Genomic DNA, 13833 nt, shown 5'->3' with positions numbered 1-13833 from the left:
GAACGGACCGATGTCCAGGCTGTCCCGGACGCCCCGACGCCGGCGCGTCACGGCCCCCGGAGTCGTGACGGCGGCGCTGGCCGCGCTGCTCGCGCTCGCCGGCTGCTCGTCCACCCCGACGGAGTCGGCGGACCCCGCCCCCGCGGGCCCGCGCACCGTCCAGACCGAGCAGGGCCCGGTCGAGGTGCCCGCCCAGGCGCAACGCATCGTCAACCTGTCGGGCGGGTTCGGCGGCTACCTCTACGCCGTCGACGCCCCCGTCGTCGCCACGGACACCCGGGTCCTCGGCGTGACCGACCTCGACGGCGGGTTCCCGCCGGCGTGGGCGGACAAGGCCCGGGCCGCGAACACCGAGGCGCTCCCGGCCGGCGAGCAGCTCAACATCGAGGCCGTCGTGGCCGCCCGGCCGGACCTGATCATCGGCGGTGGCCAGGGCATCACCGCGGTCCAGGCCAAGGAGAACTACGACAAGCTGAAGGCGATCGCCCCGACCGTCCTCGTCCCGACGACGGTCACCGGCTGGGAGGACCAGCTGCGCCAGGTGGCCGACGCCGCCGGCCGCGGGGACCGGGTCGACGCCCTGATCCGGGGCTATGACGACAGGCTGAACCAGGTCAAGGGCGCCATCCAGGTCCCCGCCGAGCCGTTCGCGATCCTGCTGTCGCTGCCCAACCAGAAGCCGTACCTGATCCCGGAGACCGCGGCGCTGCCCCAGCAGCTCGCCGCGCTGGGCTTCACGATGGACGGCGTCCTGGCCAAGGCCGGCAACCCGCAGCTCTACGGCAGCGGCGACTCGTTCGAGGTGAGCCCGGAGCTGCTGGGCAAGGTCGCCGACGCCCCGCAGGCGTTCGTGATCAACCTGTCCGGCCGCACGGTCGACCAGCTCAGGGCCGACCCGCTGTACGCCGCGCTGCCCGCGTTCCGGGCGGGCAAGGTCCACGAGCTCCCGGCCACCAGCTACCGGCCGGACCTCGACGGCGCCACGAACACCCTGACCGTGATCGACCAGGAGTTCTGACCCGTGAGACTCGGTGGGCTGGTGATCGACACCCTGGTGATCGATCCGGGGCCGCTGCGGACGAGCCGGCCGTTCCGGTTCGCGTTCGCCGCGCGGCTGGTGTCGCTGCTCGGGATCGGCCTGCTCGTCGTGGCGGTCCCGGCGCAGACCTACGCGCTCACCGGGTCCTCGCTGCACGTCGCCGGCGTCGCGACCACGATGGGCGTCGGTCTGTTCGTGGGCAGCATCGGCGGCGGCGTGCTGGTCGACCGGTTCGAGCGGCGGCGGACCATCCAGCTGGCCCGGTCCGCCGCCGGCCTCGCCTTCGTCGTCCTCGGGGTGAACGCCCTGTTCCCGGAACCGTCGCTCGCGGTGGTCTACGTGGCCTCCGCGATCGACGGGTTCGCCGGCGGCGTCAGCGGCACCGCCCTGATGGCCGTCATCCCCACGATCGTGCCGCGGGACAAGCTCGCGGCGGCCGGCGCGCTCACCGCGCTCACCACCGACCTCGGGACCATCGCGTCCCCGGCGGTCGCCGGCGTGATCATCGCGTCCGGCGGCATCGCCACCACCTACTTCGTGGCCGCCGTGGCGACCGTGCTGACGGTCGGCCTCATCCGCGGCATCGGGCCCTCCCCGGCGCCCGGGGAGACCCACGAGCAGCCGCTGCGGGCCCTCGTGACCGGGCTGCGGTACGCCGCCGGGCACCGGGTCGTGCGGGCGGTGCTCGTCGTCGGGCTGCTGAGCATGCTGGTCAGCGGGCCCACCGTGCTGCTGCCCGCCTACGTCGACCAGACCCTCGGCGCCGGGCCGGAGGTGCTCGGCCTGCTCTACGGCGCGCCCGCCGTCGGCGCGGTGCTCGGCTCGCTGACCAGCGGCTGGACCGGCCGGGTGCGGCGCAGCGGGATCGCGCTGCTCGCGTCCGTCGCCGTGATGAGCGCCGGGATCGCGCTCCTCGGGGTCGCTGGGGGCGCTGTTGTCGCCTTCCTCGCGCTGGCCGGCCACGGGCTCGGCCGTGCGCTCACCGACATCCTGCGCTTCGCGGTGCTGCAGCAGAACACACCCGACGAGCTGCGCGGCCGGATCTCCAGCCTCTGGCAGGCCCAGGTCGTCGTCGGGACGTCCGTGGGCTCGATTCTCGCGGGCCTGCTCGGCCGCTGGTTCGCCCCGGACACCGCGCTGTTCGTCTACGGCCTCGGCGGGGTGGTGCTCGCCGCGCTGCTGGTCGGCGTCCTCGGCTCGCTGTGGCGGGTCACCGACGACCCCCGGCCGATCGATCCGGAGGTGTCCGCATGACCGCGTTCGTCACCGGTGCGGCGCAGGGGATCGGGGCCGCGGTCGCGGCCGCGTTCGCCCGCGCCGGCACCCCGGTCGCGCTGCTCGACCGCGACGAGGGTGTCGAGGTCACCACGGAGAAGATCCGCGCCGACGGCGGCACCGCGCTCGCGCTCGTCGCCGACGTCACCGACCCGGCCGCCGTCGAGGCCGCGGTCGACCGCGCCGAGGCCGAGGTCGGCCCGATCGCCGCGCTGGCCAACGTCGCCGGCGTGCTGCGGACCGGCGGCGTCCTCGACCTGCCGGACACCGCGCTGGCCGAGAGCCTCGCCGTGAACACCACCGGCGTGTGGAACGCCGGGCGGGCCGTCGGCCGCCGGATGCTCGCCCGGCGCGCGGGCTCGATCGTCACGGTCGCGTCGAACGCCGCGGTCACGCCGCGCACGGGCATGGCCGCCTACTCCGCCTCCAAGGCCGCCGCGGTCGCGCTCACCCGGGCGCTCGGCCTCGAGCTGGCCCCGCACGTGCGCTGCAACGTCGTGTGTCCCGGCTCCACGGACACCCCGATGCTGCGCGGCATGTGGGCCGACCCCGCCGACGAGTCCACCAAGGACCGGGTGATCGCCGGCACCCCCGCCGAGTACCGCCTCGGGATCCCGTTGCAGCGCATCGCCGATCCCGCCGACGTCGCCGCCGTCGTCCTCTTCCTGGCGAGCGACGCCTCCCGCCACGTGACGATGCAGTCCCTCACCGTCGACGGGGGCGCCACCCTCGGCACCTGACGAGCGCCTCGGGTCGAGATCCCTGTCCTCCTCGCCTCCCCCACGAGAGGAACCACCGTGACCACACCGGCCCTGGAACGGCCGCCGCGCCCGGCGCCCCGGCACCGCGCGTCCGACCTCCTCGCCGCCTACCTGCCGGGCTCGTTCTTCTACTCCTCGACCCGCGGGGCCCTGCTGGCGGACGGCGTGCACGCCACGGTCCCCACGGGGTCCGGGCCGCGCGCGACCGCGGTCGCCGAGGCCCTCGAGGCCGCCCGCGCGGCGGGCGTGCGCGACCCGCTCGTCGTCGGGGCCCTGGGCTTCGGCCCGGACGCCGAGTCGAGCCTGGTCGTGCCGGCCGTGGTGCGGCGGGCGGACCCGCTCGGCGCGGCCCCGCCGGCGGAACCCGGGCTGGCCGAGTCGCTCCAGGGCTGGGCGGTGCGCCAGCGGCCCGCGCCGGAGGAGTACGAGGCCGGCGTCCGGCGTGCCCTCGCCCTCATCGACGACGGCGGGCTGCGCAAGGTCGTCCTGGCCCGCTGCCTGGAGCTGACCGCGGGGCAGGAGGTGCCGGTCCCCGCGCTGCTGCGCCGGCTGGCCCGGGCCAACCCGACCGCGCACGCCTTCGCCGTCGACGTCACCGCGCCCGGCGACCCCGCCACCCGCACGCTGGTCGGGGCCAGCCCTGAGCTGCTGGTGTCACGGCGGGGGAGCGAGGTCGTCGCCAACCCGCTGGCCGGGTCGCTGCCGCGCGTGCCCGGGACGTCGGCCGAGGCCGAGGCCGAGAACCGCCGCCGGGTCGCCGCGCTGCGCGCCTCGGACAAGGACCGCCGCGAGCACGCCCTGGTCGCAGCGCAGGTCGGCGAGGTGCTGGGCCGGTTCTGCACCGACCTGCACGTGCCGGCCGAGCCCGAGGTCATCGGCACGCCCACCATGTGGCACCTGTCCAGCCGGATCACCGGCCGGCTCCCGGACGGCCCCGCGGTGTCGTCGCTCGCCCTCGCCGAGGCCCTGCACCCCACGCCGGCGGTCTGCGGCGTGCCGGTGCCGGAGGCCCGCGCGGTGATCGCCGACCTCGAGCCGGTCGACCGCGGCTACTTCACCGGGCTCGTCGGCTGGACCGGCCCGGACGGCGACGGCGAGTGGGTCGTCACGATCCGCAGCGCCGAGGTCAGCGAGCGCACCGTCCGGCTCTTCGCCGGCGCCGGGATCGTCGAGGGCTCGCAGCCCGAGGCCGAGCTCGCCGAGACCAGCGCCAAGTTCCGGACCCTGTTGCGCGCCATCGGGATGGAGGACGAGTGATGCTCCCTGATCTCGACCACACGCCCTGGCCCCCGGAGGTCGCGGCGCACTACCGCGCGGCCGGGTACTGGCGCGGGCAGACCTTCGGGTCGCTGCTCACCGCGCTCACCGCCGCCCACGCCGGGCGGACCGCGGTCATCGGCGAGGAGGCCAGGTGGACCTTCGCCGAGCTCGACGACCGCGCCCACCGGATCGCCGCCGGGCTCGTCGCGCGGGGGATCCGCGCCGGCGACCGGGTCGTCGTGCAGCTGCCGAACGTGCCGGAGTTCCTCGCGGTGATCTTCGGGCTGTGGCGGGCCGGGGCGTGGCCGGTGTTCGCCCTGCCCGCGCACCGCGAGTCCGAGCTGCGGCACTTCGCCGGCCAGGCCGAGGCCGCCGCGATCGTGACGGTCGGGGTGCACGAGCGGCACGACCACGCCGCCACCGCCCGGGCGGTCGCCGACGACGTCCCGTCGGTGGAGCACGTGCTGGTGCTCGACACCCCGGAGTGGGCCGAGCTGGCCGGGACCGCCCCGCGCGAGCTGCCGGACCCGGACCCGGAGGGCGTCGCGTTCCTGCAGCTCAGCGGGGGCAGTACGGGCCTGCCGAAGCTCATCCCGCGCACCCACGACGACTACCTCTACAGCGTGCGGGAGAGCGCCCGGATCTGCCGGCTGCGGCCGGAGAGCGTCTACCTGGCGGCGCTCCCGGTGGCGCACAACTACCCGCTCAGCTCCCCGGGAGTGCTCGGTGCGCTGCACGCCGGCGCGGCCTCGGTGCTGTCCCCGCGGCCCGACGCCGACACCGCGTTCCGGCTGATCGAGCGCGAGCACGTGACGATCACCGGCGTGGTCCCGCCGCTGGCCGCGGCATGGGTGCAGGCGGCGGCACGGACCACGCGCGACCTGTCGTCGTTGGAGGTCCTGCTCGTCGGCGGGGCCAAGTGCGGGCGCGAGCTCGCGGCCCGGATCGGTCCGGCGCTGGGCTGCACGCTGCAGCAGGTCTTCGGCATGGCCGAGGGCCTGGTCAACTACACCCGGCTCGACGACCCGGAGGAGCTCGTCCTCGGCACCCAGGGCCGGCCGATCTCGCTCGACGACGAGATCCGGGTGGTCGACGAGCAGGACCGCGACGTGCCGCCGGGGGAGACCGGGGCGCTGCTCACCCGCGGCCCGTACACGATCCGCGGCTACTACCGCGCCGGCGCGCACAACGCGACCGCCTTCACCGCGGACGGCTTCTACCGCACCGGGGACCTGGTGCGCCGCAAACCGTCCGGGCACATCGAGGTCGTCGGGCGGGCCAAGGAGCAGATCAACCGGGGCGGGGAGAAGGTCGCGGCCGAGGAGGTCGAGGACCACCTGATGGCCCATCCCGGGGTGCTCGACGCGGCCGTCGTCGCCGTGGCGGACCAGTACCTCGGGGAGCGGACCTGCGCCTACGTGGTGGCCGCCGAGGGCGCCGCGCCGACGGCGCCGGAGCTGCGGAAGTTCGTGCGGCAGCGCGGGATCGCGGCGTTCAAGGTGCCGGACCTCGTGGAGATCGTCCCGGCCTTCCCGGTCACGGGGGTCGGCAAGACCAGCAAGCGCGAGCTGCGGGCGGCCCTGTCGGAGCTGGCCGCGCTCGCACCCGACCTGAAGGGGTGAGCACCGTGTCCCTGCCCAGCATTCCGCCCTACGCGCTGCCCGGCGCGGCCGAGCTGCCCGCCGGGCGCGTCGACTGGCGGCCCGACCCCGACCGGTTCGCGCTGCTCGTCCACGACATGCAGCGCTACTTCCTGGCGCCCTATGCCGGTGCCCCGGTCCCGGAGGTCACGGCGAACGTCCGGGCGCTGATCGGGGCCTGCCGCGAGCGCGGCGTCCCGGTCTTCTACACCGCCCAGCCTGGCCGGCAGGCCGCCGCCGACCGCGGCCTGCTCACCGAGTTCTGGGGCGACGGCATCGGCGCCGTGATCGACGCCGACCCGCGGGCCGAGGAGGTCGTCGACGAGCTGGCGCCGGCGCCCGGCGACACCGTCCTGACCAAGTGGCGCTACAGCGCCTTCCAGCGCAGCGACTTCGCCGAGCGGCTCGCCGCCGCCGGCCGCGACCAGCTGCTGATCACCGGCATCTACGCGCACATCGGCTGCCAGGCCACGGCGCTGGAGGCCTTCATGCGCGACGTCGCCCCCTTCCTGGTGGCCGACGGCGTCGCCGACTTCTCCCGCGCGCGGCACGACCAGGCCTGCGAGTACGTCGCGCAGCGCTGCGGGGCCCTGACCACCACGGCCGACGTGCTCGCCGCGCTGGCCGCCGTCCCCGCCGGAGCCGCCCGATGAACCCCCTGACCGCCGACCGGCTCCGCGCCGACGTCGCCGAGCTGCTGGCCTGCGACCCGGCCGAGATCGACCCGGACGAGGACCTCCTCGACCGCGGCCTCGACTCGGTGCGGCTGATGTCGCTGGTGGAGAAGTGGCGCGAGGCCGGCGCCACCGACCTGGAGTTCCCCGATCTGGCCGAGCAGCCCGAGCTGGGCCACTGGACTGTGGTGATCGAGAAGATGATCGGGGGGAACCCGTGAGCACCAACCCGTTCGACGACGCCGAGGGCACCTTCCGGGTGCTCGCCAACGACGAGGAGCAGCACTCGCTCTGGCCGGACTTCGCCGAGATCCCCGCGGGGTGGCGGTCGGTGTTCGGGCCCGACGGGCGCGACGCCTGCCTCGCGTACGTCGAGGAGCACTGGACAGACCTGCGGCCGCGGTCGCTGCGCGACGCGATGGGAGCCACGTGACCCGGCGCACCGACGACCGCACCCGCCACCGCGAGCGGCTCGCCGAGGTCCGGGCGGGCACCGTGGCGGCCAAGGTGCCGTACCCGATCCGGATCCGGGAGATGGAGGTCCGCGGGACGCAGCGCATCGGCGCCGGGCTGGTCCGCGTGACCCTCGGCGGCGAGGGGCACGCCGGTTTCGAGAGCCACTCGCCCGACGAGCACGTCAAGCTGATCTTCCCCGACGAGGACGGCACGCTGCGCCTCCCGGTGGAGGACGGCGTGATGCTCGACTGGCCGCGGCCCTTCCCGGTCTCCCGGGAGTACACGGTCCGCCGCTACGACGCCGAGGCCGGCGAGATCGACCTCGACATCGCGCTCCACCCCGGCGGACTGGGCTCGGACTGGGCGGAGGCCGTGCGGCCGGGGGAGCGGATCCACGTCGCCGGTCCGCCCGGCGGGCTGATCGTGCCGCACGCCTACGACCGCTACCTGCTCGCCGGCGACATCACGGCGCTCCCGGCGATCGCGCGGTGGCTCGAGGAGCTGCCGCGCACGGCGGCCGGCTGGGCGTTCGTCGAGGTCCGCGACGCGGCCGAGGAGATCCCGCTCGCCGCCCCCGAGGACGTCGAGGTGCGGTGGCTGCACCGCGGCGACGTTCCCGCAGGGCGGTCCGATCTGCTCGAGCGGGCGGTGCGGGCGGTCCCGGTCCCGGACGGCGAGCGGCTCTACGTGTGGCTCGCGGGCGAGGCGACGACGCTGAAACCGTTGCGGCGCTGGGTGAGGAACGACCTCGGGCTCGGCCCGGAGGACAGCGACGTCACCGGCTACTGGAAGCGGGGCGTCGCGGACTTCGACGAGGACCACGAGGACGAGCACGGCCACGGGCACGGCCACGGGCACGGCCACGGCGACGACCACGACGACCACGACGGCTGACCCGCCCGGTGCGCCACGGCGGGGCCGGACGAGGCAGCGAGACGAGGAGCGGATGAGCACGGAGACGGTGACGACGGACGCGGACCGACGGGCCGCGCCGGCCGCGGATCCGCCGACGCTTCCGGCGCGGCACCCCCGGGAACCGGCGGACCCGGCCGACGACCTGGTCGTCCGGCTGCGGCTGCGCGGCGTCCTCGACCCGGAGGCGCTGAGCGCCGCCTGGCGGGACGTCCTGGACCGGCACACGGTCCTCCGCACGCTCGCGCCGGGACCGGCCGATCCCGGGCCGCGGGTGCTGGAGGCGGTGGCCCTCGCGCGGGTCCGCCGCCGGCCCGTCCGGCCCGCGGACGTCGAGGCGGCGGTGGCGGAGGCGCTCGCCCGGCCGGCCGCGCTCGGGACCGACGGGCCCGCCCGGGCCACGCTGCTGCGCGTCGGGCCGGAGGAGCACGTGCTGGTCCTCGCCGTGCACCGCGGTGCGATCGACGACCGCTCGGTCCGGCCGCTGCTCACCGACCTGGCGAGCGCCTACTCCGCCCGGCGGGCCGGCGGCGCCCCGGTCTTCCCCCCGACCTCGGGGTTCGCGGAGTGGCTCGCCCGGCGGGACGGCGCCGCGCAGCCCCGCCCGCGGCTCTTGGCGAACCGCGGTGGGCGCTGGATCACGGTCGACCGCGCCCTGCCCGGCGGGGCTGCGGAGGCCCTGGCGTCGTTGCGCGCCTCCCACGGCGTCTCCCCGCTGGCGGCCGTGCTCGCCGCGACCGTCGTGGCGGAGGACGGCGCCCCGCTCGACGCCGAGGACCCCCGCCGCGACGGCGGGTTCGAGGGCGCGGTGGGCCCGTTCGCCAGGGTCGCGCGGGTCGCCTGCCGGGCGGGCGGCACCGGTACCGAGGTCCTCGGCCGGGTCCTCGCGTCCCTGACCGGCCACCGCGCCGCGCACCCGGGGCCCGCCCGCACCCTCGTCCGCCACGAGCCCGGCGGCGAGCTCCCGGCGCTCGACGGCCTGGTCGTCGACCGGGAGCCCGCCCCGGCCGGTCCGGCCGGGTACGACCGCGTGGTCACGCTGGTCGAGGGCCCCGACGGCGTGGCGGTCCGGCTCGCCGTCGACGCCGCGTCGGGCGATGCCGCCGGCGCCGCGTCGCGCGTCCGGCGGCTGGCCGGCACGCTCGGGCAGCTGCTGCACGAGCCGGCCGCCGTGCTGACGTGAGCGCGCCCACCCGGCAGCGCGGCTGGCTCCGCACCCCGCGCCCCCGCCCCGACGCGGACCTGCGGCTGGTCTGCCTGCCGCACGCCGGGGGCGCGGCGAGCACCTTCCGCGGCTGGGCCGGGGCCGTCCCGGCCGGGGTGGAGCTGGTGACCGTGCAGTACCCCGGCCGCGAGGACCGGATCCGCGAGGAGCCGTGGACGGACGCCCTCGCCATGGCCACGGCCCTCGTGGCACTGCTCGCCGCGGACGCGCGTCCCCTCGTGCTGTTCGGGCACAGCCTCGGGGGCACGCTGGCCTACGAGGTCGCCCGGCGGCTGCCGCGGCCGCCGGAGCGGCTCGTCGTCTCCGCCCGGATCGCCCCGACGGTCCCGCCCGCGGCCGTCTTCCGCGGCGGGACCGACGAGGAGCTCGCCGCGGAGCTGTGTCGGCTGGGCGGCACGGACGCCGCCGTCCTCGCCCACCCGGAGCTGCGCGCCCTCGTCCTGCCGGCCTTCCGTGCCGACCTGAGGGCGGCCGACGGGTACGCCCACCCGCCCGGCCCGCCGCTGCGCTGCCCGGTCCACCTGCTGCTCGGCGCCGACGACCCCGCCGTCGCGAAGGCCGACGCACTGCGCTGGGCCGAGGTCGCGCCGGCCGGGTTCACCCACCGGGTCCTCGCGGGCGGGCATTTCTACCTGCACGAGCAGCGGGACGAGGTGCTCGCCGAGATCCTCCGGCCCTGATCACGGGCCCGTCGCCACCGGTTCCCGACCCACCCGGAGGGACGCTGCTCCTTGTGGGCTAGCGTGCCGTGAGTTCGACCGGAAGTTCGACCCGCCCGGGCGTGGCGCGTTGCCGTGCCCGGAAGTGGTTCCTAGTCTGCGCCCGAGGTAGACCCGGCACGGGAGACGGCAGGAATCGACACCCGAGGGATCGACACCGGATTTCGACACGAGGAGACCGGAGCCCGCATGGACACAGCACCCGACGGGGACGGTGCGGGGCCCGACTACGACCCGACCGTCGAGCCGGGCCTGGAGGACGCCCCCAGGCCGGGCGGGCGGCACCGCGTGGGCGCGCCGCAGCCGGCCCCGCTCACCGAACACGGGCCCGCCCGCGTGATCGCGGTGGCCAACCAGAAGGGCGGCGTCGGCAAGACGACGTCGACGATCAACCTGGGCGCCGCGCTCGCCGAGTACGGGCGCCGGGTGCTGCTGGTCGACTTCGACCCCCAGGGCGCGCTCTCGGTGGGGCTCGGCGTGCAGCCCCACCAGCTCGACGCGACCATCTACAACCTGCTGATGGACCGCGGCGTCGAGCCGGACGACGTCATCCTCAAGACCTCCGTCGCGGGCATGGACCTGCTGCCCAGCAACATCGACCTGTCGGCGGCCGAGGTCCAGCTGGTCACCGAGGTCGGCCGCGAGCAGGCACTCGGCCGGGCGCTCAAAGGCGTGCTGGACCGCTACGACGTCGTGCTCATCGACTGCCAGCCCAGCCTCGGCCTGCTCACGATCAATGCCCTGGCCTGCGCCGACAGCGTGCTCATCCCGCTGGCCTGCGAGTTCTTCAGCCTCCGCGGCGTCGCGCTGCTGATGGACACGATCGACAAGGTGAAGGACCGGCTCAACCCCGACCTCGACCTCATCGGCATCCTGGCCACGATGTTCGACTCGCGCACGGTGCACACCCGCGAGGTCCACCAGCGGGTGATCGAGGCCTTCGGCGACCTGGTGTTCGACGCGGTCATCAACCGCACCATCCGCTTCCCCGAGACCACGGTCGCGGGCGAGCCGATCACGACGTGGGCGCCCAGCTCCAGCGGCGCGGAGGCCTACCGCATGCTGGCCCGCGAGGTCATCGCCCGGTGACCCTGGCCGACGACCGACCCACCGCCGGGACCCCGGAGGTCAGGCCGCGCTTCACGGTGCGCCTGGTCAACTTCGAGGGCCCGTTCGACCTGCTGCTGCAGCTCATCGGCAAGCACGAGCTCGACGTCACCGAGATGGCCCTGCACAAGGTCACGGACGACTTCATCGCCCACCTCGCCGCGTTGGGGGACGACGCGGACCTCGACGAGACCACCGAGTTCCTCGTCGTCGCGGCCACGCTGCTGGACCTGAAGGCGGCCCGGCTGCTCCCGGCCGCCGAGGTCGAGGACGAGGAGGACCTCGCGCTGCTCGAGGCGCGGGACCTGCTCTTCGCCCGGCTGCTGCAGTACAAGGCGTACAAGCAGGTCGCGGGCCTGTTCGCCGAGCTGGAGAAGACCGCGCTGCGCCGGTTCCCGCGGTCGGTGGCGCTCGAGCCGCGGTTCGAGGGCCTGCTGCCCGAGGTCCTGCTCGGGATGGACGCCGGGGCCTTCGCCGAGCTCGCCGCGAGCGTGTTCCGGCCCAAGCCGCCGCCGGTCGTCGGCACCGACCACATCCACCAGCACGACGTCTCGGTCCCGGCGCACATGGCGATCCTGCGCGAACGGCTCGCCGAGCTGGGGGAGGCGACCTTCGCGGCCCTGACGGCGGACTGCACGTCCCCGATCGAGATCGTCGCCCGGTTCATGGCCGTCCTGGAGCTGTACCGGGAGCGGGCGATCGAGGTGGAGCAGCCTGAGCCGTTCGGGGAGCTGACCGTACGCTGGACCCCCGCCCAGTCCACCCCGAGTGAGCCGATCAGTGAGCCTGCCGAACCCGGAACCTGACCCGGACGCCGCCGCCGACACCGCCGACCACACCGCCGACGACACCGCCGACGACACCGCCGACGACACGGCGGGTGAGCTGGAGGTCGAGGGCCTCCCCGGCCTGGCCCGCGAGGACGAGCTGACCGCCGCGCTGGAGGCGTTGCTGCTGGTCGTGGACTCCCCGACGGACGAGCAGGCCCTCGCCGCCGCGCTCGACCAGCCCGTCGGCCGGGTGGAGCGGGCGGTGCGCCGGCTCGCCGAGAGCTACCGCGAGCAGGGCAGCGGCATCGACCTGCGCCGGGTGGGTGAGGGCTGGCGGTTCTACACCCGCGACCTCTACGCCCCGTACGTCGAGCGGTTCCTGCTCGACGGGCAGCGCGCCAAGCTCACCCGGGCCGCCCTGGAGACGCTGGCGGTGGTCGCGTACCGGCAACCCGTCACCCGTGCGCGGGTCGCGGCGGTGCGGGGTGTGAACTGCGACGGCGTGCTGCGTACGCTGCTCACGCGCGGTCTGGTGGAGGAGGCCGGTGTGGACGGGCCCACCCAGGGGACGCTGTTCCGCACCACCGAGCTCTTCCTGGAGCGGCTGGGGCTGTCCTCGCTGGAGGACCTGCCGCCGCTGGCCCCGCTGCTGCCGGACATCGACGCGATCGACGAGCTGTAAGAGAAGGACCCCGTGAGCAGGACCCCGAGAAGGACCCCCGCATGAGCCGCCCCACCCGCCCCGACTCCTCCGCGCAGGCCGAGGGGGTGCGGCTGCAGAAGGTGCTGGCCCAGGCCGGCGTGGCCTCGCGCCGCGCGGCCGAGGAGCTGATCGCCGCCGGCCGCGTCTCGGTCGACGGCGAGATCGTGCGCGAGATGGGCCGCCGCATCGACCCGGACACCGCCGTGGTGCACGTCGACGGCTCGCGCATCCAGCTCCGGGACGACCAGGTGTACCTGGCGCTGAACAAGCCCGCCGGGATGCTCTCCACGATGTCGGACGACCGGGGCCGGCCCTGCGTCGGCGACCTGGTCATGCAGCGGACCGAGCTGCTCAACCAGGCCGGGCGGCTGTTCCACGTCGGGCGGCTGGACCAGGACACCGAGGGCCTGCTCCTGCTGACCAACGACGGCGAGCTGGGCCACCGGCTCATGCACCCGTCGTTCGAGGTGGAGAAGACCTACGTCGCCGAGGTGATGGGCCAGGTCGCGCGGGACGTCGGCAAGCGGCTCCGCGAGGGCATCGAGCTCGAGGACGGCCCGGTGCGGGTGCACTCGTTCCGGCTGGTCGACTCCCTGCCCGGCCGGTCGATGGTCGAGCTGGTGATCCACGAGGGCCGCAAGCACGTCGTCCGCCGGCTGCTCGACGAGGTCGGGCACCCGGTGCAGCGGCTGGTCCGCACCGCGATCGGCGAGGTCCGCCTCGGCGACCAGCGGCCCGGCAAGCTCCGCCCCCTCAACCAGAACGAGGTGGGTTCGCTCTACAAGGCCGTCGGGCTGTAGGGGGCGGGCGGTGGCGGTCCGGGCGATCCGCGGCGCGATCCAGGTCGACGGCGACTCGCGCGAGGAGATCCTCGAGGGCTCGGCCGAGCTGGTCGGCGCCGTGCTCAAGCGCAACGAGCTGACCAGCGACGACGTGATCTCGATCCTGTTCACCGCGACGCCGGACCTCACGGCGGAGTTCCCGGCCTACGCGGCCCGGCTGCTCGGGCTCACGGACGTCCCGCTGATGTGCGCCACCGAGATCGCGGTGCCCGGGGCGATGCCGCGGGTGCTGCGGCTGCTCGCGCACGTCGAGACCGACCTCGCCCGCGCCGACCTGCGGCACGTGTACCTGCGCGGGGCCGCGGCCCTGCGCCGCGACCTGCCCTCCTGACCGCCCCCCGAGGGCGCCGTGCGCCTCGCCAGGCACAATGGTCGGTGGCCCGCGCCCGGTCGTCAGGTACCGGTGGAGGGTCTCCGAGCATCTGCACGAGGGGTGAGGCATGACCGGGC

The 13833-nt window shown here is 75.5% G+C and carries 16 protein-coding genes; all 16 read left to right on the top strand.

Going from position 1 to position 13833, the window contains the following annotated elements; translation table 11 throughout:
• The first annotated feature begins 10 nt into the window (after window positions 1-10).
• The 16 genes from PKE99_RS25320 (at window position 11) to aroH (ending at window position 13714) form a co-directional block, all read left to right on the top strand.
• Window positions 11-1018, top strand: coding sequence for a Fe2+-enterobactin ABC transporter substrate-binding protein (locus PKE99_RS25320; protein WP_037038509.1), 1008 nt, complete (start codon window positions 11-13; stop codon window positions 1016-1018).
• A gap of 3 nt (window positions 1019-1021) precedes the next feature.
• Window positions 1022-2293, top strand: coding sequence for an enterobactin transporter EntS (gene entS, locus PKE99_RS25315; RefSeq protein WP_051736460.1), 1272 nt, complete (start codon window positions 1022-1024; stop codon window positions 2291-2293).
• On the top strand, window positions 2290-3054 hold the full coding sequence (locus PKE99_RS25310) for a 2,3-dihydro-2,3-dihydroxybenzoate dehydrogenase (protein WP_037038510.1): 765 nt from the start codon (window positions 2290-2292) through the stop codon (window positions 3052-3054). The genes entS and PKE99_RS25310 overlap by 4 nt, the downstream gene beginning before the upstream one ends.
• Before the next feature lie 57 nt (window positions 3055-3111).
• Window positions 3112-4332, top strand: coding sequence for an isochorismate synthase (locus tag PKE99_RS25305; RefSeq protein WP_037038511.1), 1221 nt, complete (start codon window positions 3112-3114; stop codon window positions 4330-4332).
• On the top strand, window positions 4332-5957 hold the full coding sequence (locus tag PKE99_RS25300; protein ID WP_037038513.1) for a (2,3-dihydroxybenzoyl)adenylate synthase: 1626 nt from the start codon (window positions 4332-4334) through the stop codon (window positions 5955-5957). Before PKE99_RS25305 ends, PKE99_RS25300 begins: the two co-directional genes overlap by 1 nt.
• Window positions 5958-5962: 5 nt before the next feature.
• Complete coding sequence (locus tag PKE99_RS25295; protein WP_037039103.1) at window positions 5963-6628, top strand: isochorismatase family protein; 666 nt, start codon at window positions 5963-5965, stop codon at window positions 6626-6628.
• The gene (locus tag PKE99_RS25290; protein ID WP_037038514.1) at window positions 6625-6870 is read left to right on the top strand and encodes a phosphopantetheine-binding protein; all 246 of its coding nucleotides are present in this window, start codon (window positions 6625-6627) and stop codon (window positions 6868-6870) included. Before PKE99_RS25295 ends, PKE99_RS25290 begins: the two co-directional genes overlap by 4 nt.
• Window positions 6867-7082: an MbtH family protein gene (locus PKE99_RS25285; RefSeq protein WP_037038516.1), complete on the top strand. Its 216-nt coding sequence runs from the start codon at window positions 6867-6869 to the stop codon at window positions 7080-7082. The genes PKE99_RS25290 and PKE99_RS25285 overlap by 4 nt, the downstream gene beginning before the upstream one ends.
• Window positions 7079-7999 (top strand): siderophore-interacting protein, encoded by a 921-nt coding sequence (locus PKE99_RS25280; protein WP_037038517.1) that lies wholly within the window; start codon window positions 7079-7081, stop codon window positions 7997-7999. The genes PKE99_RS25285 and PKE99_RS25280 overlap by 4 nt, the downstream gene beginning before the upstream one ends.
• A gap of 52 nt (window positions 8000-8051) precedes the next feature.
• Entirely contained in the window at window positions 8052-9200 is a 1149-nt protein-coding gene (locus tag PKE99_RS25275) for a condensation domain-containing protein (protein WP_037038520.1), read from the top strand.
• A complete protein-coding gene (locus tag PKE99_RS25270; RefSeq protein ID WP_037038521.1) occupies window positions 9197-9922 on the top strand; it encodes a thioesterase II family protein in 726 nt (241 codons plus the stop codon). Before PKE99_RS25275 ends, PKE99_RS25270 begins: the two co-directional genes overlap by 4 nt.
• A gap of 228 nt (window positions 9923-10150) precedes the next feature.
• Window positions 10151-11050 carry a ParA family protein gene (locus PKE99_RS25265; RefSeq protein WP_231497978.1) on the top strand — a complete coding sequence of 300 codons (900 nt, stop codon included), beginning with the start codon at window positions 10151-10153 and terminating at the stop codon, window positions 11048-11050.
• Window positions 11047-11874: a segregation and condensation protein A gene (locus tag PKE99_RS25260; RefSeq protein WP_037038524.1), complete on the top strand. Its 828-nt coding sequence runs from the start codon at window positions 11047-11049 to the stop codon at window positions 11872-11874. Before PKE99_RS25265 ends, PKE99_RS25260 begins: the two co-directional genes overlap by 4 nt.
• Window positions 11849-12520, top strand: a complete 672-nt coding sequence (gene scpB, locus PKE99_RS25255) for an SMC-Scp complex subunit ScpB (protein WP_306470755.1) — start codon at window positions 11849-11851, stop codon at window positions 12518-12520. The genes PKE99_RS25260 and scpB overlap by 26 nt, the downstream gene beginning before the upstream one ends.
• A gap of 41 nt (window positions 12521-12561) precedes the next feature.
• Complete coding sequence (locus tag PKE99_RS25250; protein WP_051736461.1) at window positions 12562-13341, top strand: pseudouridine synthase; 780 nt, start codon at window positions 12562-12564, stop codon at window positions 13339-13341.
• Window positions 13342-13351: 10 nt separating this feature from the next.
• Window positions 13352-13714, top strand: coding sequence for a chorismate mutase (gene aroH / locus PKE99_RS25245; protein ID WP_037038527.1), 363 nt, complete (start codon window positions 13352-13354; stop codon window positions 13712-13714).
• Window positions 13715-13833: the final 119 nt, after the last annotated feature.

Origin of the sequence: Pseudonocardia halophobica (assembly GCF_027922425.1) — a bacterium.
GTDB classification, from domain to species: Bacteria; Actinomycetota; Actinomycetes; order Mycobacteriales; family Pseudonocardiaceae; genus Pseudonocardia; species Pseudonocardia halophobica.
Note: the sequence above shows the minus strand (reverse complement) of the source record. Positions and strands in the feature narration are given on the sequence as shown.